The organism is Methylobacterium sp. J-048, from assembly GCF_022829515.1.
In the GTDB taxonomy this organism is placed as follows: domain Bacteria; phylum Pseudomonadota; class Alphaproteobacteria; order Rhizobiales; family Beijerinckiaceae; genus Methylobacterium.
Window position 1 is genome coordinate 43,591 of record NZ_JAKSYL010000120.1, and the last position, 15,653, is coordinate 59,243.

The window sequence follows — 15,653 nt, forward strand, 5'->3', positions numbered from 1 at the left end:
CGCGCGCGATGACGGATCACCCCGCGACCGACGACATCATCGGCATCGGCTTCGGCCCGGCCAACCTGTCCCTCGCCATAGCGCTCCGGGACGCGATGGTGGGCAGCCCGCTGCGCCCGAGCTTCCGCTTCCTCGAGCGGCAGGACCGCTTCGGCTGGCACCGGGCCATGATGCTGCCCGGGGCCGACATGCAGATCAGCTTCGTCAAGGACCTCGTGTCCCTGCGCGACCCGACGAGCCCGTTCAGCTTCATCAACTACCTGCACGTGAAGGGCCGGCTGAACACCTTCCTCAACCTCAAGACGTTCAACCCGTCGCGGGTCGAGTACAACGACTACCTCGCCTGGGCCGCCGAGCACTTCGCCGAGGTCGTGGCATATGGCGAGACGGTGGACGCCGTCCGGCCGGAGACCCGGGAGGGGCGGCTCGCCGCCTTCGTGGTCGAGGGTCGCGACCGGGCGGGCGGACGCCGCCTGCGCCGCTGCCGCCATCTGGTCGTGGCGGCGGGCGGCGACCCGGCGATCCCGCCGCCGTTCTCGGCGCTGGCGAACGACGCGCGGCTGATCCATTCGTCCTGGTACCTTCCGGGGATCGCGGGCGCCCTCGGGCAGCCCAAGCTCGACGGGCCCCAACCCCGCATCCTGGTGGTGGGCGGCGGCCAGAGCGCCGTGGAGATCGCCACCGACCTGGGCGAGCGCTATCCCCGGGCCTTGATCGACCTCGCCATCCGCGGGCCCGCCCTGAAGCCCGCCGACGACAGCCCGTTCGTCAACGAGATCTTCGATCCGGCCGCGGTCGACCGCATCCACGACGCCCCGGCGCCGGTGCGGGCGGACCTGATCGCGGCCCACCGCGCCACCAACTACGCGGTGGTCGACGCGGACCTGATCCAGGCCTTCTACGCCCTGCTGTACGAGCAGGAGGTCAGCGGCGTGACCCGCCACCGGCTGCGCCGCAGCACCCAGGTTCTGACCCTGGAGGCCGGTCCCGAGGGCCTGTCCGCGTTGATGCGCGACGACGTCGCCGGGACCGAGGAGCGCCAGACCTACGCGGCCGTGATCTGCGCCACCGGCTATGAGCGGGCCGCGGTGCCGGCGCTCCTCGACCCGCTGCGCCCGTTCCTGGCCGGCGAGACCGTCGACCGGCACTACCGCCTGCCGCTGGATCCCGCCGAGCCGCGGGTGAGCCTGCACCTCCAGGGCTTCAGCGAGCCGACCCACGGGCTGACCGAGACCCTGCTGTCGATCCTGCCGGTGCGGGCGGGCGCCATCGCGCAGACGATCCTCGCGGAGGAGCGCGCGGCCCGGGCGGCGATCCGGACCGCCGCGGCCAAGCCGTGAGGCGCCCGCGGGCGCGATCCCGCCGCGGGCCGGTGGATCTCGACGGCGACCGGGTCGTCACCCTGGTCCTGCGCCTGTCGGGGCCGGCGATCCTCGGCATCTCGGCCCATGCGCTGCAGATGCTGGTCAACGCCTGGTTCGTGGCCGATCTCGGCGCGGCGGCGATCGCCACCATCGCCATCACGTATCCGGTGACGCTCCTGGTGGCGGCGCTGGGCTACGGGGCCGGGATCGCGGCGGCCTCGCAGGTCGCCCGGGCCCTCGGCGCCGGCGACCGCGACCGGGCCGACGAGGCCGCCTCCCTGGGCTTCTGGCTCTGCCTGCCGGCGGGAGGGGCGGTCACGGCCGCGATCCTGGCCGACACGCCGGCCTGGCTCGGGCTGCTCGGCGCGGATGCCGCGCTCGCCGCGGCGGCAGCCCCCTACACGGCGCTGGCGACCATCGGCACCGCGCTGATGCTGGTGATGATCGTCGGCGGCTTCGTGGTCCGCGCCCAGGGGCATGCCCGCCTCAGCGGCGCGATCATGGTCGGCAGCTTCGGCCTCAACATCCTGCTCGACTGGGTCCTGATCCGGCTCTGCGGCCTCGGTACCGCCGGCGCCGGCTGGGCGGCAATCGGCGCGCAGGCCGCCGGGGCCGCCGCCTACGGCCTGCACTTCGCCCGGGGCCCGGACCGGATCCGGTTCCGCCGGCCCGGCGGCGGGCGGATCCGGCCGGGCCTGCTGCCCGAGGCGCTGCGGCTCGCGGTGCCGGCCACCGGATCCAGCCTGCTCGCGGCGTTCGCGATGGCCCTGTTCGTCGAGGCGGCCGCCCCCTACGGCGACGCCGCGGTGGCGGCCCAGGGGCTGGCCCTGCGCCTCGTCCTGGTGGCGGCCCTGCCGCTCCTCGGCATGATGGCGGGCGCCCAGGCCGTCCTGGGCCATGCCGCGGGCGCCGGCCGCCCGGACCGCCTGGACCGGACCTTCCGCTTCGTGACCGGCGCCTCGCTGGCCTACGGATTGGTGGTGGGCGGGCTGATGTTCGCCCTCGCCCGGCCGCTGGCGGCGCTGTTCGCGCAGGATGCCGAGACCGTCCGGGAGGGCGCGCGCGCCACGGCCGCCTTCGCGGCGGCGTTCGCCCCCGTGGGGCTACAGCTCACCGCCGCGACCCTGTTCCAGGCGATCGGCGCCCCGCGCCGGGCCGCGGCCGTCTCACTGGCGGCGCAGGGTCTGGCGCTGATCCCGCCGCTCCTGATCCTGCCGCGGCTGTTCGGGTATGACGGCGTGCTGGCGAGCCGGATCGCGGCCGAGTTCCTCGCCGACGGCCTCGGCCTGGCGCTGATGCTGATGTGGCTGTCCGGCGCGCGGGCCGGCCGGGCAGGCGACGCAGCGCCGGTCCAGCGCGGCGAGGCAGTGGAGATGCCCCCGGCGCACGAGGCCGCACACCAGCGCGCGTGAGACGCCCATCCGCGCCGCGATCACGTTCTGCGGCACGCCGTCGATCCGATGCAGGCGGAAGGCGATGCTGACCGGCTTCGGCAGCTGCGCCATGGCCACGGTGACCCGCTGCAGGGCCTCGCGCCAGGTCGCAGCGTCCTCCGGCGTCCCGGTCGTCGGGTCAGCGGGGTCGATTGTCTCGTCGAGAGGGGCGAACAGCCGCCGTTCGAGATTGCGCCGCCGCACCTGATCGATGGCAAGGTTGCGGACCATGCGCCCGACATAGGCGGCCGAATAAAGCTCGCTCGAACGCGGTGCTGCGGCGAGGCGCAGCATCACGTCCTGCACCACGTCTTCCGCCTGCTCGCGGCAAGCGAGGATGCGATTGGCGATCGCGACATAGGCCGCGCGATACCGCTCGGATGCCGCCAAAGCCCCCGGCGCTGTCTCAGCCGCCGTGTCGCTCCGGCGCGGCGCGAACGCCGCCCTGTCCTGATGCTCGTGTCGGTTCAATGAAGCCGCACTCATGCTGGTCCGAGGGCGGCAATATACACGTCATCGCATCGCTGATAACGCTTTCTTGAAACTTTATAATTGTTTTAATTCGAATAATATAATAAATTTACGTGTCTTTATTTTATTTCTCTCGATCATTGCGCCACTCGCGCGGGTCGCGAATGGTATTTTTCTGTTTTGCAAGTCATTGCGACGATGCCGCGCAACGAAATGCATCGAACACTGATTTGCATTGACGCCGCAGCATTCTCGGCCGAGCTTGCAGCAGCATCCGGATAGGAATGTTTGTATGCATAGCCCTGAATAGGCGACGCGTCGTATGCGGCTTAGCCGGCGGCCGGCCGGGGCCATGCCGCTCCAGGCCATGAGGCAGGCCGGAACAGGCATGCCGACGCACAGCGTGAAGCCACGCGAGGGTCGGTCCGACGGACATACGGAATGCCGCTGGTGCCGGCCCACGGCCTTCGATGACCGCCGAGGCGCGTGCCCTCCACGAGGCCCCGCCGGGCGCATGACGCGCGGTGCAAGGGTTCGCTAACCGACGGCCGGCAACGTCGTGGATATGTCCAAGCGAACGATCCGAACCGCGAGAGGCGTCCTCTGGGTCGCCGCCCTCGCGCTCTGCTGCTTCTCGGCCGTGATGCTGGCGAAGGCCAATCGTCCGGAGGCGGACACGCTGGCGCATCGGACAACGACCGATCCGGCGACGACCGGGTCCCTTGCTCATGCGCCGATACGATGGTGTGGCGCCGCCCCATGGTGCCGCTGAGGTGCCGCGGACCTTCGAGACCCTTCATGCTGCCTGATGAGGATGCCATGCGACTCTGGATTGCTTTACCGGTCGTGCTGATGCTCGGTGCCGTGATGCCCGCTCATGCACAAGGCTTGGCGCGCGGCGCGCAGGATGGTCGGGAGCGTGGCGAGGCCATAGCGGGACCGCTCGGCGCCGTGGTCGGCGGGGCCATCGGAGCAGCCGTAGGGACCGCCAACAGCATGCTCGGCATCGACCGGCGCGAGCGCTTCCGCATCTACACGCTCGGCGAGCGGCGGCCCTCCTTCGCCTACGCGGGACCGGTGCGCGTCGGAACGGTGCTCCCGGAGGACGGCGTCGTGTACTACGACGTGCCACCCGAATTCGCATTGCCGAATTACAACTACACCATCGTCAACGACCGCCCCGTGCTCGTCGAACCGCGAACGCGCCGGATCGTCGAGGTGATCGAGTAGGCCGGTTCCGGACGCTTTGACCTCTGCGCGCTTGGAGGCGATCCGCAGCAGGGGCGTTCCGCCGTCACTGGACGCGGCTGCCCGCGACGGCCCGGCGGCTTCTGCGTCAACGGGCCGGTTCCCCGCCCCTGAATCGATCGGCGAGCCATGGCGCCACAGGGGCGGACCTATTGGACAGAGCACCTGTTGCTCCCTCGGATCCGCACCTGTGGATCAGCGAGGTTTCCCAGTGGCAGAACGGCATTCCAGTCAAAACGGCCAGCACGGCGGTCCCGGCATGCCGATGTTTTGCGGCGTGATCGGGGGCACCGGGCTCATGCTGGCAGCGCTGACCGTGCTGATGGCCGGCCAGATGGCCAGTTCCCATCGCACGATCGGCCGTCCGGCCACTCCGGCATCGCTCTCCGACAGCCCCATGGGGGCGCACGACGCCTCATCCGACCCGCAACCGCCAGCCCTGGGCGCCAACCCGTAGGAGAGTGCTGTGACGGATCGCCTCCCTGACCCGACTCGTTTGCTGATCGTCTACTATTCGCGCAGTGGCAGCGTGGAAGCCCTTGCGACCGCGGCGGCCCAGGCCGCGCGTGAGGCAGGGGCCGAGATACGCCTGCGGAGGCCGCGCGAAGTCGTCGACGCGACGATCATGGCGAAGGTCGACGGGTGGACCGAGAGCGCCGCCCGGCAGAATGCCCTCTACGAAGCTCCCACGCACGCGGATGCCGAGTGGGCCGACGCGATCCTGTTCGGCACACCCTGCTATTTCGGAGCCATGGCGACCGAGCTGAAGAACTATCTCGACCTGCTCGGTCCGCAGTGGAAACGCGGGCTGCTCGCCGGCAAGGTCGGAGGTGCCTTCGCGGCGGCCTCGTGGCCGCATGGCGGATCCGAGGTCGTCACGCTGTCGCTGTACGCCCCGATGGCGCATCTGGGCATGGTGATCCTGCCGACCGGCTACACCGACAGGGCCATGCTGGAGGCCGGTTCGCCTTATGGTGCGTCCGCCATCGTAGGTTCGGAGAACCGGCCGCCCCGGACGGAGGATCTCGATGCCGCCCGCCATCAGGGTCGGCGGATGGTGGCGATCACGAACGCATTGATTGCGGCCGGAGAGATGCCGAACCGGCAGACGAGCACCTAAGCCAAGCCGTCCTCGGCAGCCTTGTCCGGATCGTCGGGTGCGCGTTCGGCCGTCTTCACCAGGTCCTGGCCTTCCGGCTCGCGGCCCTCCGGCGTGGCGGGGACCTTGATGTTCCGGATCGGAGCCGTCGGTGGCACGGCGCTTTCGCCCCGCGGCGTGTCGGTCTCGGTCATTCCATCCTCTCGGGTTTCCACCAGCTGCGGCCCTGCGATCCGCCCGCGGGATCAGCGTGGCCGCGTTGCCTGCTGCCGCTCACGGCGCCACAGCGCGACCGCGACACGCCGAGCCTCGTAGGTTCGGCGGAGCGGTGTCCCGAGGCCGCCCTGTGCCTCCGGGGAGAAGGCATAGGTCAGTACCCCGTCGGGCCCATAGGTCCGGCGCATCTCAGCGCGCCACAGGCTGTCCGCAGCGGCCAGGGCAGACTCCGTCAGAGCGAGACGGGCGGGATCAGGCGGGGCTGACGACAGGGTATGCATATCCCCCAACGCGCCGATCATGCCGAGGGTCCACCTCGACCGACCGCCGCCCGCGTCGACTCTGGCCGGCCTCAGCCGATTCGCGCGGCTCACCCGGCAATCGCATTCCGGGAGGAAGGCCGCCTCACGAACTCCACGGTATCCCACACGGTTCGCGCCGTACCCGCCTCGATCACCCGGATCGTATCCCGCCGAGCCCCAGCGCTCGAACCTGACTTGACCGGCCTTGTCGGCAGGACCGCCGCGATGTCCCTAAAGGTCTTCGTCCGCCGGATGTCGCCGACCACCAGCCTCGGATCCCGGTCGCCTGATCGGTTCCAATGGGCGCTCGATGTCGTCTTCCATGAGGATCTCACGCGCTTGCGCACGGATAACGGGCCTCAAAACATGGCCACCATCAAGCCCATGGTCATGAACCTCATCCGCCGGGCGTCCGACGAGGACAGCCTCAAGATCCGCAGAAAAGCTGCCGCCTGGAAACACGACGACCTCAGGGCCATCGTCACACAGACCGCTCAATCCCTTTCAAGCGATTGCCCTGCAGGAGCTCTCGCGACTTCCATGTCGCGCCTGAGAGAGGCACACCCAGGCCGTTGCGCTGGCCGCGCGGTTGGGTTAGGAAATCGGCGCGGCTAGCACCCGTAGCTCAGCTGGATAGAGCGTTGCCCTCCGAAGGCAAAGGTCACACGTTCGAATCGTGTCGGGTGCGCCAATATTTTCAATGACTGAGCAGGGACCAACCCTGATGCAGAGACTGGCGGTGTCACCAGAGTGTCACCGCATTGGGTTTCCGCCTAGTTGTTTCCCGTCTCTTCGCCTGCTTCTGTCCGCATCTGCGATCCTCGCCGCCGTCGCGAGTTCGCCGGCCCTTGCCCAGGTCCAGCAGGAAGCCTTCAGCTACCCGGTCGGCCTCGATCCCTACGGCGACAACTTCCTGGCGCTGCGCAGTCTGCCGGGCGGCACCCAAGGCGTTCGTCTCGCGCGACTTGGGCCCGACACCTTGTTCACCGAGCTCGGCCGCCAGGGCGGCTGGGTCAACATCCAGCTGCCGTCCGGCCAGACCGGATGGGTGAGCGCCCGTTACGTCGGCTGCTGCCGCACGGCCGCGAGCGGCCGCAGCGCGCCGGGCGGATCCGTCGCGTCATCGTGCGAGGAGCTGTGGTCCGAGCGGAACGCGATCTTCAAGGCCGCGGGCTACTGCTTCCGCACCCCGCAGGCCATTCAGGCGTTCGGCAATACCGGGTGCCAGTTCGACGACGAAGCGGACGTGCCGCTGTCGGCGCGCCAGCGGGAGCAGGTGGCCCAGATCCGGACGACGGAACGCCAACTGGGCTGCGCGCGCTGATAGCTTGGCCCGCTGGCCAAGGCTACGTTCGGCCCCACCTGGGATCTGAAAGGGCGATCTGAAGTGACTGGCTCCCACGCAGAGCCCGACAAGGTGGCCGAGGTCGCCCGGCTCGCGACAGCGATCGCAGACCGCATCCTCGAGCAGAACGCCGCCGGTATAACGATCCCGCCGGAGCAGTTCACCATGCTCGTTCGGGCCGCCCGGATGCTTCTGGACAATGGGGCACCCTGGCCGCCTTCCGTTGAGCAGGTGCTGATGGAGGTCGCCCGGCACATCGAGCAGGCCGGGACGGCTCCTGACGTTGCCTCGGTCGCGTCGACGGGCGACGACGCCGTAGCGCACCTGACGCAGTTCCTCGGCGCTGTTAAGCGACGCGAGGAGCTTGGCAACTGAGCGCGCTGCAGCCCTCGAAGCCGCAGGCGTCATCGTCATCGAGGCGAACGGCGAGGGTCCGGGGGCGGTCGAGGAAGGGCGAACCGTAGCCGCCCAAGTCGACTTCGGTCCCGATGCCGCCGAGGGGCTTGGGAACCGCATGCGGCCGAACGGCTGGCAGATTTCGACGGCCAAAACTGACGCAGCAGCCGCCTGCCGGCACACTGACGGGCGATGCACAAGCTCGCGCCCAACAATCTGTCCCGGCTCCGCAACCTCGCGGCGACCCACGCAGCCGAATTCGAACGATGATGCAGCCGCGATGATCGCGGCCGTTCTCCCCGCATACGGGTGACCATAGCGCAGCTCGCGCGTTGCCGGCATCGTACAGCTTTGACCGGAGCGCCCGATGCTCATCCGATCCGCCTTGCTTCTCGTAGCCCTGACCTCGGGGGTTCAAGCCGCAGCGTTCGACGACGTGAAGGGATACCTGGCTTCCTGCCTACGGTTCGAGATGAACGGGGCCGGTCCGCAACCAGGAGCGACGCCGGCATCCAAAGTCCGCTTCGCCCTGGAGCGGTGCGGTCCAGAGTTCGATCGCGTTGAGCGGGCGGACGGGCGGCGCCTACGCAGCGATGGCGGAATCAGCCCCTCGACCAAGGAGGTCATCCGGAGCGTCGTGGGTCGAAGCGGAAGCGGCTTCTCCAACGTCCGGTACTGACGACCTGATCGGCTCCACGGTCGCCAGTGATCGCAACCTGGCCACCGAGCATTTGGCACCTCAACCGGTCACTTTCGCTGCTGCGTTTCCGTTCGCGCTTTGTCGAAGGCCTCGTGCCCAGTATCGCCTTCAACCGGCCTGTCTGTGCCGCCGTGCTCAGCCGTCGGCTTGACCTCATCGTTTCGCTGCGCCTCGATGTCACCGGGCTCTGACGCTCCGAGCGAGCGTGGGCCCTGTGATGTCCCGCGGACCGGCAGGTCCTCGTAGCCACGCTCTCCCGGCGGTGTCTGGGCTGGATTGGTCTCGGGGCGCTTCGGGTCGATCATGATCGCAGTGCTCTCTGTATCGGCCTCGGACAACGGATGGGCGGCCTGGATCAGGCCGGCTGCACCTCGGTGTCTTCCACTTCGGGATCGTCCTCTGCCGGCACGGTGGGCTTGGGCAGCGGTTCGATCGCATCGAGCCGGGACGGATCTTCGATTAACGCGCCTGGATCCTCGCCCGGCATCGGGGTGTCAGCGTGAGTCATGGTGCGCGCCTCCGTTCTGGAAGCGCTTGGCTTCGTTCTGCTGCTGCCGAAGCTGCACCGCGTCGATCGCCCGCTGGTGGATCTTCACCGGCAGGGCGTGCGGCGGGTTCGAGCAGCCTGCCACGTCGAGCAAGATCTTGCGCTCACCCTCAGTTGGATTGCCGCCAAAGATGCTCTTGAGGTTCGTCGTGACGAGGTTGTCGAGATCGAGCGTGGCCTGCCCAGCCTCGTTGCCGGGGATCAGGCTCATCGCCTTGCCGCGTTCGCTCGCCAGAGGGCTGGCGTAGGCTTTGGCCGACAGATCCTTGGCCTGTTCCAGCATGCCGATCGACGCCTGAGCAGAGAGCGCCGCGTTGTCGGCCGTATCGCATCGCCTTCTTGTCGCCTGCCGACATGTCGCGATCTGCGCCGATCTTCCCGGCGCCCATGATCGCGGAGCGGTCGAACTTGCCGGCGACGACGGAGGGGCGGCACTGGAAGCGGGCGAAGCCCTGGCAGAGGGCGCGGGTGCTGAGCAGGCCGGTCCGGGATCTGCAGCTAACTGTCGTGCAGGCTGAGGGAGAGGGTGCTCCAAGAGACGGTGCGGTAAGGCATCGCTTTGATCGCTCAGTGACCGTGTGATAGTTTGGATATCATTCGATCAATGTGTGGTCAAATAGCAATCAGGTGATATTTTGACAATCACAGGAGGCCAGTTGCGAGCGGCCCGCGCCTTCCTACGCTGGACGGCTCAAAAGGTCGCAGACGCTGCCTGCATCGGTGTTGCGACGGTGCGCCGAGCCGAACTGCAGGATGGCCCATTAGGGATCACAGCGGCCAATGCCGAAGCGATCAAGCGCGCCCTTGAGGCAGCTGGCGTTGAATTCACCCACAGCGGCGAGCCAGGCGTAAAACTGCGCCGCAATGACCAGCCGTGAGCGACGGCGGGGAGGCGCTGCGCAGGCTGGTCCATAACGAGCGGACGATAACTGACGGCGACGTGGCTCAACAGCATCGCCGCGGCAGCCGTGGCGGTCGGAGGTATCAGCCCAACCATCGCCGCAGCCTCGGGCGTCATGGGATTCGGGTTGGCCGCGGTTCTCGTCCCGGCTTGGATCCTTGCCGGGCTGGGCCTACATCTATTTGCGCGCGCCATCCTCGGCCGACTGAGGGACACGCCATGAACGGCGACGGCTTTTTCTGGCTCCAGCTTGCGGCCCCCCTGGCGGTGCTCGCGGCCGGCGGTTTCGTCTACTGGTTCACAGCTCGGCAGGACCGTGCTGAGACCATGCGGCGCGGACGGTAGATCCTTCCCTCCGTGTCGGATCCTGGCGGTTTCTCGGCCGCTTGGGCGGCCGCCATCATCGCGGTGGCCGCCGTGGTTTTCGCCGCTCTTCAGGCCGTAGTGGCATTACGCAAGCTTCGATTGGATCTGTTTGCCAAGCGGTTCGAGACCTGGGAGGCTCTCAATGACGCGATCGAAGCACGGCGACATGTCTGCCAGAAGATGCGTCCCAAGATGCCAGAGGACAGAGATGGCGGCGAAGCCCTGCGCTTGTTCTGGCGCCTGCGCAGGCAGATGGCGCTCCTATTCCCGCCGGAGATTGATGCCTGCTGCGGTCGCGTCGAGGCTGCACTCCAAGCCTATGCGCTTTCCAACGTCACGACACCGCCACGGGGCGATGCCGCGGCAGTCTTGGCTCACTCCAAGGCACACAGCGATGCTGTGAGCCTGACCTATCATACACAGGCCGAACTGATGGAGCTCTCCCACCCGTACATGCGGCAATACGGGTGGTTAGAGATCTACGGCACGCCGATCATGCGGCAGGCGGATCTCGGCGCTCAGAAGGCCGTGGCTGCTGGGGCGTATTTTGCGGCAACGTTCAAAAGGCGTCGCCCTTAGCCCAGCGGCCATAGCACAACGGTTTGCCGGGTCTCTCACTCGCTCTCGCGTAAGAAGGAAGCCCCATGGATGACACGCTTGTCGGGATGATCGGCCGGCGCCGAGCTCGGAAGCCTGGGGTAAGGACCGACTCGCGTTCGATCAGGAGAGCGCCCGCCGCGAGGGTGTCGCGACCCTTCGAGGCATTCCCGGGATGGTTGCGTCGGAGCGTGCCTTCAACGGCGAGCCGACGGTATCGCTCGCTCGATTGAAGGACCGGGCCTTCATAGAGCTACTCTTTGCAGCAAGGGACGGCCTCCTAACGCGCGTTCGCACCGACGTCTGACGAGGTTGGGCTCCAAGTCCTGACTCAACCGGGCCATCTCAGCTCAACCAGCAGGCCACCCATCTCCGATCGCTCGAAGCGCATCCGCACGCCAGCGGCCTCGGCGATATCCCGGGCTATGGCGATGCCGAAGCCTGTGCCCGGGCGGCTCTCGTCCCAGCGCTGGCCGCGGCCGATGCCGGCGATCGCGGCCTCGCTCATGCCGGGGCCGTCATCTTCGACCGTGAGCCGCAGGCCGCCGGTATCCGCCGCCCCGGTCACCCGGACCCGCCGGTGCGCCCACTTGCGGGCGTTGTCGAGGAGGTTGCCCAGCACCTCCATCAGCTCGCCCTCCTCGCCCGGATAGGCGAGCGCCTCCGGCACGGCGACCTCCCAGGCCAGGGAATCGCCCTCCGGCAGCCGCCGCATGGTCGCGACCAGACGCTCGGCCACCGGGGCGAGCCGGCAGGTCCGCCGCCGCAGGTCGCCGGCCGCCGCGATCCGGGCGCGGGCCAGCGCGCGCTCGACCTGCCCACCCATCGCGCGGGCCTGCTCGGCGATCTCCGCCGACAGGCCGGGATCGGCCGGGCCGGTCCGGCGCGCCAGGGCGTCGAGCACGGCGAGCGGCGTCTTGAGGCCGTGGGCCATGTCGGCGGCAGCGGCCCGGGCCCGGACCAGGGCCCGCTCCTGCGCGTCGAGCAGCCGGTTGAGGTCGGCCACCAGAGGCCGGACCTCGTCGGGGAAATGCTCCGGCAGCCGGGTCCGGGTTCCGGCATGGACCGCGCCGAGATCCCGCTGCAGCACCCGGAACGGCGCCAGCGCCCGGTGGACGAACAGCCATAGGGCGAGGGTGAGCACCACGAACAAGGCCGCCAGTGCCGGGACCAGCAGGCGCAGGAAGGTGGCGCGGCTCGCCGCCAGGTCGCGCCGGTCCTCGGCCACGATCACCCGCAAGCGGATCTCGGCGCCGCGCGGGCCGATCTCCAGGGGGCGGACGATGGCGATCAGCCGGCCGCCATCCGGACCGGTGGCCTCAGCGGTCGCGGGAGCGTCGCCGGTGGTGGGCCCGAGGTCGAGGCGCTTGTCCCAGAGGGAGCGCGAGCGCAGGACCTGGCTCCCCGCCTCGACCTGCCAGTACAGGCCGCCATAGGGCGATGCGAAGCGCGGGTCCGGCGGCTCCCGGGAGACGGTCGGGCGCCCGTCCGGCGCGATCCCGACCCGGCCGGCGATGAGCTTGGCGGTCCGGTCGAGCTCGTCGGCGGTGCGGGTGTCGAGCACCCGGTCGAGGATCACGGTGAGGCCGGCGCCGGCGAGCAGCAGGGCGAGCCCGATCAGAGCCGCCGCCGCGAGCCCCAGCCGCAGCCGCAGGGAGTCGCGCCTCACGGCGCCTCCGGGACGCGGTAGCCCTGGCCCCGGCGGGTCTCGATCACCCCGGGCCCGAGCTTGCGGCGCAGGCGCGTCAGGAGCGCTTCGAGGGCGTTGGCCTCGCGTTCGGTACCGACCCCGTGGAGGTGGTCCAGAAGCTCCCCCGCCGGCACGACCTGCCCCTGCCGGTGCAGCAGGAAGGCCAGGAGCCGGTATTCCAGCGCGGTCAATTCGGCCGGCCGGCCCGCGACGCTGACCGCCCGGGTGCGGGTGTCGAGTTCCACGTCCCCGGCTCGGAGCACCGGCGAGGCGTGGCCGGCGGTGCGCCGCAGGATCGCCCGCAGGCGCGCCACCAGCTCCTCCATGCGGAACGGCTTGACCAGGTAATCGTCGGCTCCGGCATCGATGCCCTCGACCCGCTCGCGCCAGCCGTCCCGGGCGGTGAGGATCAGCACCGGCAGGGTCACCTCGGCCGCCCGCAGCCGGCGCAGCACGCCGAGCCCGTCGAGGCGCGGCAGGCCGAGATCGAGCACCATGGCGTCATAGGGCTCGGTCTCGGCGCGGAACCACGCCGCCTCGCCGTCCGCGACCACGTCGGCGACGTAGCCGGCATGCTCCAGCCCGTGCTTCACGTCCGCGGCGATGCGCGGCTCGTCCTCGACCACTAGGACGCGCACGGCCGGCTCCCGGACTCAATCATCATCGTCCTCGTCCAGGATCTTGAGCGACCCGGCATCGATCTTCACGGAGCGGCGCTTCCCGTCGGCGCCGAGGATGCGCAGCTTGTACCGCCAGTGCCCGTCGTCGCGCTTGAGATCGACCGCCACCACGTCCCCCGGTACCGCTTCGCGGGCGGCGCGCAGGATTTCGTCGAGGGGACGGATCTCGCCCCTTTCCAGGGCGCGGCGGGCGCGGTCGGCATCCTCGGAGGCGTGGGCGGTCGGCGCCAGACCGGCGAGCACCCCCCAGGCCAGCAGGAACGCGGCGGCGCGGCGGGACGGGGGCTGGATCATGCGGGGGCGGGCTCGGTCATGACGGGGAGAGGTGGGGTGCGGGCGCCCGAAATCATCCCGCGACCGCACCGGCATGGCGCGGGCCGCCTGACGGCAGGCTGACAGCCGCCGTCAGGGTCGCGGGGCGGGGCTCCGGCAGAAGGGGGGCAGACCTCTTACGGAGACGCGATCCCATGTCCCTGATCCTCGGTGCCCTCCTCGCCTGTGCCGCCGGCCTCGCCGGCACCCTTTTGTGTCCTGAAGACTCCACCCGCCGCTCGCGGCTGCCGCTGGTGGCGGCGCTCCTGATCGGCGGTCTCGCCTGGCACGCCCCCGCCCAGGCCGACGAGGCCCTGCGCGGCCCGGCCCGGGTGCTCGACGGCGGGACCGTGATGGTCGGAACGCGCCGCATCAGCCTCTACGGCATCGCGGCGCCGGACGCCGACCAGACCTGCTCGGACGCGCAGGACCGGACTTACGCCTGCGGCCAAGAGGCGGCCCGAGTGCTCGAAGAGCATATCGGAGGGGCTGCCATCGCCTGCGAGGCACGTGACGGCACGACCGGAGGTGCAGTCGAGGCGGTCTGTCAGGTCGGCGATGACGATCTGGGCGCCTGGATGGTTGGGCATGGCTACGCGGTGCCCGATCGTGCCCGCGTGCCGGACTATGCGAAGGCCGCCGAGCGGGCCTGGGGGCGGCGTTTGGGTCTGTGGTCCGGGGTGTTCCAGGACCCGGCCGAACGGCGCACCCGACAAGCCGATGTCGTTCCCAGCCACATTATTTCGTCAGCCCGGGCAGACTGAACTGATCCCGGCCTCACGATCGCGCGTCCGGCATGCGGCCCGGTCGGAGACCAGCGCAGGGCTGTCGCCACACAGCGCCACGGCGGCCTTTTCCAAATCCGTGGCGGCGAGACCATCTCTCACGGACGCGGCCCGCCCCCCTCGGGGCTCGGATCTGGGAAAGCCCGTACGGTTCGCCGGCGCGGGCTTTCTCACAGGCAGTCGTGGCAACACTCTGTTCACCAACCGGGACGGACTCATGGGCCGAATCGGGGGCTGCACCCGTTCAGCGCACATGAGCACATCTGCGCAGACGCCGGAGGACCGCCTGACGTTCAGAGCAGATGGGGTGGCCGACCTGCCGGCTGCCGTCTTCGTCGAGCGCTGGCGTCTTATCACGGGCGAGCCGCCCTCAGTCCTGCTCAGCTCACGCATGGCGATGCTGGCACTCCTCGTCGAGAGCACGCCGGTCGCGCCGCTCGAGCCGCCGATCCCGACCTGGGACGGTTGCACACCCGGCGCTGGCACAGCCCGCTAACCTGCCCAGCATCGAGGCCTGGCTCGCGATGATCGATCCCGTCGTCATGGCTCGGGTCGCGTTCGACGCGGCATGCCCGCTATGGCCCAACGATGAGGTCACACTTCGCGACGGCCGCGACCCAATCGAGGACCCGGCCCTTCGCCAGCGGGTAGGATTCTGAAGCGGGATCCGCGAGCCCCGCGTCGGCGGCGGCGGTGATCGCGTCGCCCGTCACCTCGGAGACCTCGCGTAGGTGGGACACGGTTGGGTTGCTGGCCATGTCGGCGCGCTCCTGCGGCGCACCGGGATCGTCGATCAAGCGGCGATGCCATCTCAGCTTGGCCGCATTGGCGCCCTGCTCCGAGAAGGCGCATAGGGTCTCATCCCTCCGCGCAATCCCGTGCACTGGGCCACGAACTGGAGGCCACGATGGCGCGCGAACTGACGACCGGCAAAGCACAGGCTGTCACGGCCGAGGACTTCAACGAGCGCGTGAAGCGCCTGCTCGCTGACAAGCCGGACCCGCGCAAGGCTGATCCGAAAGCCAAAAGCTTCAAACCCAGCAAGCCACCCGTGAACGACTGAGGCCCCGCCTGACGAGGTTTTCGCACCGGCCGGGCGGCCATATCATCACGGCTCGCCCGGCCTTCGGCCCAAACTGCTCGTCGCCCCCGCGATCTGCATCGCCAACCCGGTCCGCCACCGCGAGCAGCACCGCGTCGA

22 protein-coding genes, 1 tRNA gene and 2 pseudogenes are annotated in these 15,653 nt (G+C 69.5%); 16 read left to right on the forward strand and 9 right to left on the reverse strand.

The annotated features are described in order from the left end of the window. Nucleotides 1–8 precede the first annotated feature (8 nt). Nucleotides 9–1,340, forward strand: coding sequence for a lysine N(6)-hydroxylase/L-ornithine N(5)-oxygenase family protein (locus MKL09_RS09580; protein ID WP_244019778.1), 1,332 nt, complete (start codon nt 9–11; stop codon nt 1,338–1,340). Then, the gene (locus MKL09_RS09585; protein WP_244019779.1) at nt 1,337–2,776 is read left to right on the forward strand and encodes an MATE family efflux transporter; all 1,440 of its coding nucleotides are present in this window, start codon (nt 1,337–1,339) and stop codon (nt 2,774–2,776) included. Before MKL09_RS09580 ends, MKL09_RS09585 begins: the two co-directional genes overlap by 4 nt. Nucleotides 2,777–2,800: 24 nt before the next feature. On the opposite strand, the pseudogene MKL09_RS09590 reads toward MKL09_RS09585, so the two are convergent. Beyond that, nucleotides 2,801–3,283: pseudogene (locus MKL09_RS09590) on the reverse strand (sigma-70 family RNA polymerase sigma factor); the annotation flags it as partial. 804 nt (nt 3,284–4,087) lie between these two features. On the opposite strand from MKL09_RS09590, the gene MKL09_RS09595 reads away from it, so the two are divergent. The 3 genes from MKL09_RS09595 to wrbA all read left to right on the forward strand — a co-directional run bounded on the left by MKL09_RS09595 (nt 4,088) and on the right by wrbA (nt 5,636). Next, nucleotides 4,088–4,498, forward strand: coding sequence for a DUF1236 domain-containing protein (locus tag MKL09_RS09595; protein WP_244019907.1), 411 nt, complete (start codon nt 4,088–4,090; stop codon nt 4,496–4,498). Between the two features lie 277 nt (nt 4,499–4,775). Beyond that, the gene (locus MKL09_RS09600; RefSeq protein ID WP_244019780.1) at nt 4,776–4,973 is read left to right on the forward strand and encodes a hypothetical protein; all 198 of its coding nucleotides are present in this window, start codon (nt 4,776–4,778) and stop codon (nt 4,971–4,973) included. A gap of 9 nt (nt 4,974–4,982) precedes the next feature. After that, entirely contained in the window at nt 4,983–5,636 is a 654-nt protein-coding gene (gene wrbA, locus MKL09_RS09605; protein WP_244019781.1) for an NAD(P)H:quinone oxidoreductase, read from the forward strand. On the opposite strand, the gene MKL09_RS09610 is transcribed toward wrbA, so the two are convergent. Beyond that, nucleotides 5,633–5,809, reverse strand: coding sequence for a hypothetical protein (locus MKL09_RS09610; protein ID WP_244019782.1), 177 nt, complete (start codon nt 5,807–5,809; stop codon nt 5,633–5,635). The two genes, wrbA and MKL09_RS09610, sit on opposite strands and share 4 nt — an antisense overlap. A gap of 519 nt (nt 5,810–6,328) precedes the next feature. On the opposite strand from MKL09_RS09610, the gene MKL09_RS09615 reads away from it, so the two are divergent. From MKL09_RS09615 to MKL09_RS09635, 5 genes and pseudogenes are all read left to right on the forward strand, one after another. After that, the gene (locus tag MKL09_RS09615; RefSeq protein WP_244019784.1) at nt 6,329–6,748 is read left to right on the forward strand and encodes a hypothetical protein; all 420 of its coding nucleotides are present in this window, start codon (nt 6,329–6,331) and stop codon (nt 6,746–6,748) included. After that, nucleotides 6,748–6,824 (forward strand) — tRNA-Arg (locus tag MKL09_RS09620). Before MKL09_RS09615 ends, MKL09_RS09620 begins: the two co-directional genes overlap by 1 nt. A gap of 33 nt (nt 6,825–6,857) precedes the next feature. Continuing rightward, nucleotides 6,858–7,187 (forward strand): annotated as a pseudogene (locus MKL09_RS09625) (SH3 domain-containing protein); the annotation flags it as partial. Next, nucleotides 7,182–7,457, forward strand: coding sequence for a YARHG domain-containing protein (locus tag MKL09_RS09630; protein WP_244019909.1), 276 nt, complete (start codon nt 7,182–7,184; stop codon nt 7,455–7,457). The pseudogene MKL09_RS09625 and the gene MKL09_RS09630, both read left to right, overlap by 6 nt. A 93-nt stretch (nt 7,458–7,550) precedes the next feature. After that, the gene (locus MKL09_RS09635) at nt 7,551–7,853 is read left to right on the forward strand and encodes a hypothetical protein (RefSeq protein ID WP_244019786.1); all 303 of its coding nucleotides are present in this window, start codon (nt 7,551–7,553) and stop codon (nt 7,851–7,853) included. A gap of 768 nt (nt 7,854–8,621) precedes the next feature. Here the strand turns inward: MKL09_RS09635 and MKL09_RS09640 are convergent. The 3 genes from MKL09_RS09640 to MKL09_RS09650 are packed head-to-tail and all read right to left on the reverse strand — an operon-like array spanning nt 8,622 to nt 9,404. Further along, complete coding sequence (locus MKL09_RS09640; protein ID WP_244019788.1) at nt 8,622–8,879, reverse strand: hypothetical protein; 258 nt, start codon at nt 8,877–8,879, stop codon at nt 8,622–8,624. A gap of 50 nt (nt 8,880–8,929) precedes the next feature. Next, entirely contained in the window at nt 8,930–9,082 is a 153-nt protein-coding gene (locus MKL09_RS09645; protein WP_244019789.1) for a hypothetical protein, read from the reverse strand. Further along, the gene (locus MKL09_RS09650; RefSeq protein ID WP_244019790.1) at nt 9,069–9,404 is read right to left on the reverse strand and encodes a hypothetical protein; all 336 of its coding nucleotides are present in this window, start codon (nt 9,402–9,404) and stop codon (nt 9,069–9,071) included. Before MKL09_RS09650 ends, MKL09_RS09645 begins: the two co-directional genes overlap by 14 nt. Before the next feature lie 373 nt (nt 9,405–9,777). Between MKL09_RS09650 and MKL09_RS09655 the strand changes: the two genes are divergently transcribed. The 3 genes from MKL09_RS09655 to MKL09_RS09660 all read left to right on the forward strand — a co-directional run bounded on the left by MKL09_RS09655 (nt 9,778) and on the right by MKL09_RS09660 (nt 10,967). Then, entirely contained in the window at nt 9,778–9,999 is a 222-nt protein-coding gene (locus MKL09_RS09655; RefSeq protein WP_279605771.1) for a transcriptional regulator, read from the forward strand. Nucleotides 10,000–10,241: 242 nt separating this feature from the next. After that, nucleotides 10,242–10,367: a hypothetical protein gene (locus MKL09_RS31960; protein WP_279605772.1), complete on the forward strand. Its 126-nt coding sequence runs from the start codon at nt 10,242–10,244 to the stop codon at nt 10,365–10,367. Between the two features lie 12 nt (nt 10,368–10,379). Beyond that, entirely contained in the window at nt 10,380–10,967 is a 588-nt protein-coding gene (locus tag MKL09_RS09660; protein ID WP_244019791.1) for a hypothetical protein, read from the forward strand. 349 nt (nt 10,968–11,316) lie between these two features. Here the strand turns inward: MKL09_RS09660 and MKL09_RS09665 are convergent, their stop codons facing one another. The 3 genes from MKL09_RS09665 to MKL09_RS09675 are packed head-to-tail and all read right to left on the reverse strand — an operon-like array spanning nt 11,317 to nt 13,649. Beyond that, nucleotides 11,317–12,654 carry an ATP-binding protein gene (locus tag MKL09_RS09665; RefSeq protein ID WP_244019792.1) on the reverse strand — a complete coding sequence of 446 codons (1,338 nt, stop codon included), beginning with the start codon at nt 12,652–12,654 and terminating at the stop codon, nt 11,317–11,319. Further along, a complete protein-coding gene (locus MKL09_RS09670) occupies nt 12,651–13,313 on the reverse strand; it encodes a response regulator transcription factor (RefSeq protein ID WP_244019793.1) in 663 nt (220 codons plus the stop codon). The genes MKL09_RS09665 and MKL09_RS09670 overlap by 4 nt, the downstream gene beginning before the upstream one ends. A 15-nt stretch (nt 13,314–13,328) precedes the next feature. Next, nucleotides 13,329–13,649: a PepSY domain-containing protein gene (locus MKL09_RS09675; RefSeq protein WP_244019794.1), complete on the reverse strand. Its 321-nt coding sequence runs from the start codon at nt 13,647–13,649 to the stop codon at nt 13,329–13,331. A gap of 173 nt (nt 13,650–13,822) precedes the next feature. Here MKL09_RS09675 and MKL09_RS09680 point away from each other — a divergent pair, with 173 nt between their 5' ends. Together MKL09_RS09680 and MKL09_RS09685 are read left to right on the forward strand one after the other, a co-directional pair. Continuing rightward, nucleotides 13,823–14,431 carry a thermonuclease family protein gene (locus tag MKL09_RS09680; RefSeq protein ID WP_244019795.1) on the forward strand — a complete coding sequence of 203 codons (609 nt, stop codon included), beginning with the start codon at nt 13,823–13,825 and terminating at the stop codon, nt 14,429–14,431. 274 nt (nt 14,432–14,705) lie between these two features. Beyond that, nucleotides 14,706–14,948, forward strand: coding sequence for a hypothetical protein (locus MKL09_RS09685; protein ID WP_244019796.1), 243 nt, complete (start codon nt 14,706–14,708; stop codon nt 14,946–14,948). Between the two features lie 79 nt (nt 14,949–15,027). Here MKL09_RS09685 and MKL09_RS09690 read toward each other — a convergent pair whose 3' ends face one another. Then, a complete protein-coding gene (locus MKL09_RS09690) occupies nt 15,028–15,210 on the reverse strand; it encodes a hypothetical protein (RefSeq protein WP_244019798.1) in 183 nt (60 codons plus the stop codon). A gap of 149 nt (nt 15,211–15,359) precedes the next feature. Between MKL09_RS09690 and MKL09_RS09695 the strand changes: the two genes are divergently transcribed. Further along, nucleotides 15,360–15,515 carry a hypothetical protein gene (locus MKL09_RS09695; RefSeq protein ID WP_244019799.1) on the forward strand — a complete coding sequence of 52 codons (156 nt, stop codon included), beginning with the start codon at nt 15,360–15,362 and terminating at the stop codon, nt 15,513–15,515. The last annotated feature ends 138 nt before the right edge of the window (nt 15,516–15,653 follow it).

Coding starts and splice junctions, on each gene's coding strand:
- MKL09_RS09580 (WP_244019778.1), top strand. CDS start 9: ATGACGGATCACCCCGCGACCGACGACATCATCGGCATCGGCTTCGGC.
- MKL09_RS09595 (WP_244019907.1), top strand. CDS start 4,088: ATGCGACTCTGGATTGCTTTACCGGTCGTGCTGATGCTCGGTGCCGTG.
- MKL09_RS09600 (WP_244019780.1), top strand. CDS start 4,776: ATGCCGATGTTTTGCGGCGTGATCGGGGGCACCGGGCTCATGCTGGCA.
- MKL09_RS09610 (WP_244019782.1), bottom strand. CDS start 5,809: ATGACCGAGACCGACACGCCGCGGGGCGAAAGCGCCGTGCCACCGACG.
- MKL09_RS09640 (WP_244019788.1), bottom strand. CDS start 8,879: ATGATCGACCCGAAGCGCCCCGAGACCAATCCAGCCCAGACACCGCCG.
- MKL09_RS09645 (WP_244019789.1), bottom strand. CDS start 9,082: ATGACTCACGCTGACACCCCGATGCCGGGCGAGGATCCAGGCGCGTTA.
- MKL09_RS09650 (WP_244019790.1), bottom strand. CDS start 9,404: ATGCTGGAACAGGCCAAGGATCTGTCGGCCAAAGCCTACGCCAGCCCT.
- MKL09_RS31960 (WP_279605772.1), top strand. CDS start 10,242: ATGAACGGCGACGGCTTTTTCTGGCTCCAGCTTGCGGCCCCCCTGGCG.
- MKL09_RS09675 (WP_244019794.1), bottom strand. CDS start 13,649: ATGATCCAGCCCCCGTCCCGCCGCGCCGCCGCGTTCCTGCTGGCCTGG.
- MKL09_RS09680 (WP_244019795.1), top strand. CDS start 13,823: ATGTCCCTGATCCTCGGTGCCCTCCTCGCCTGTGCCGCCGGCCTCGCC.
- MKL09_RS09685 (WP_244019796.1), top strand. CDS start 14,706: ATGAGCACATCTGCGCAGACGCCGGAGGACCGCCTGACGTTCAGAGCA.
- MKL09_RS09690 (WP_244019798.1), bottom strand. CDS start 15,210: ATGGCCAGCAACCCAACCGTGTCCCACCTACGCGAGGTCTCCGAGGTG.
- MKL09_RS09695 (WP_244019799.1), top strand. CDS start 15,360: ATGGCGCGCGAACTGACGACCGGCAAAGCACAGGCTGTCACGGCCGAG.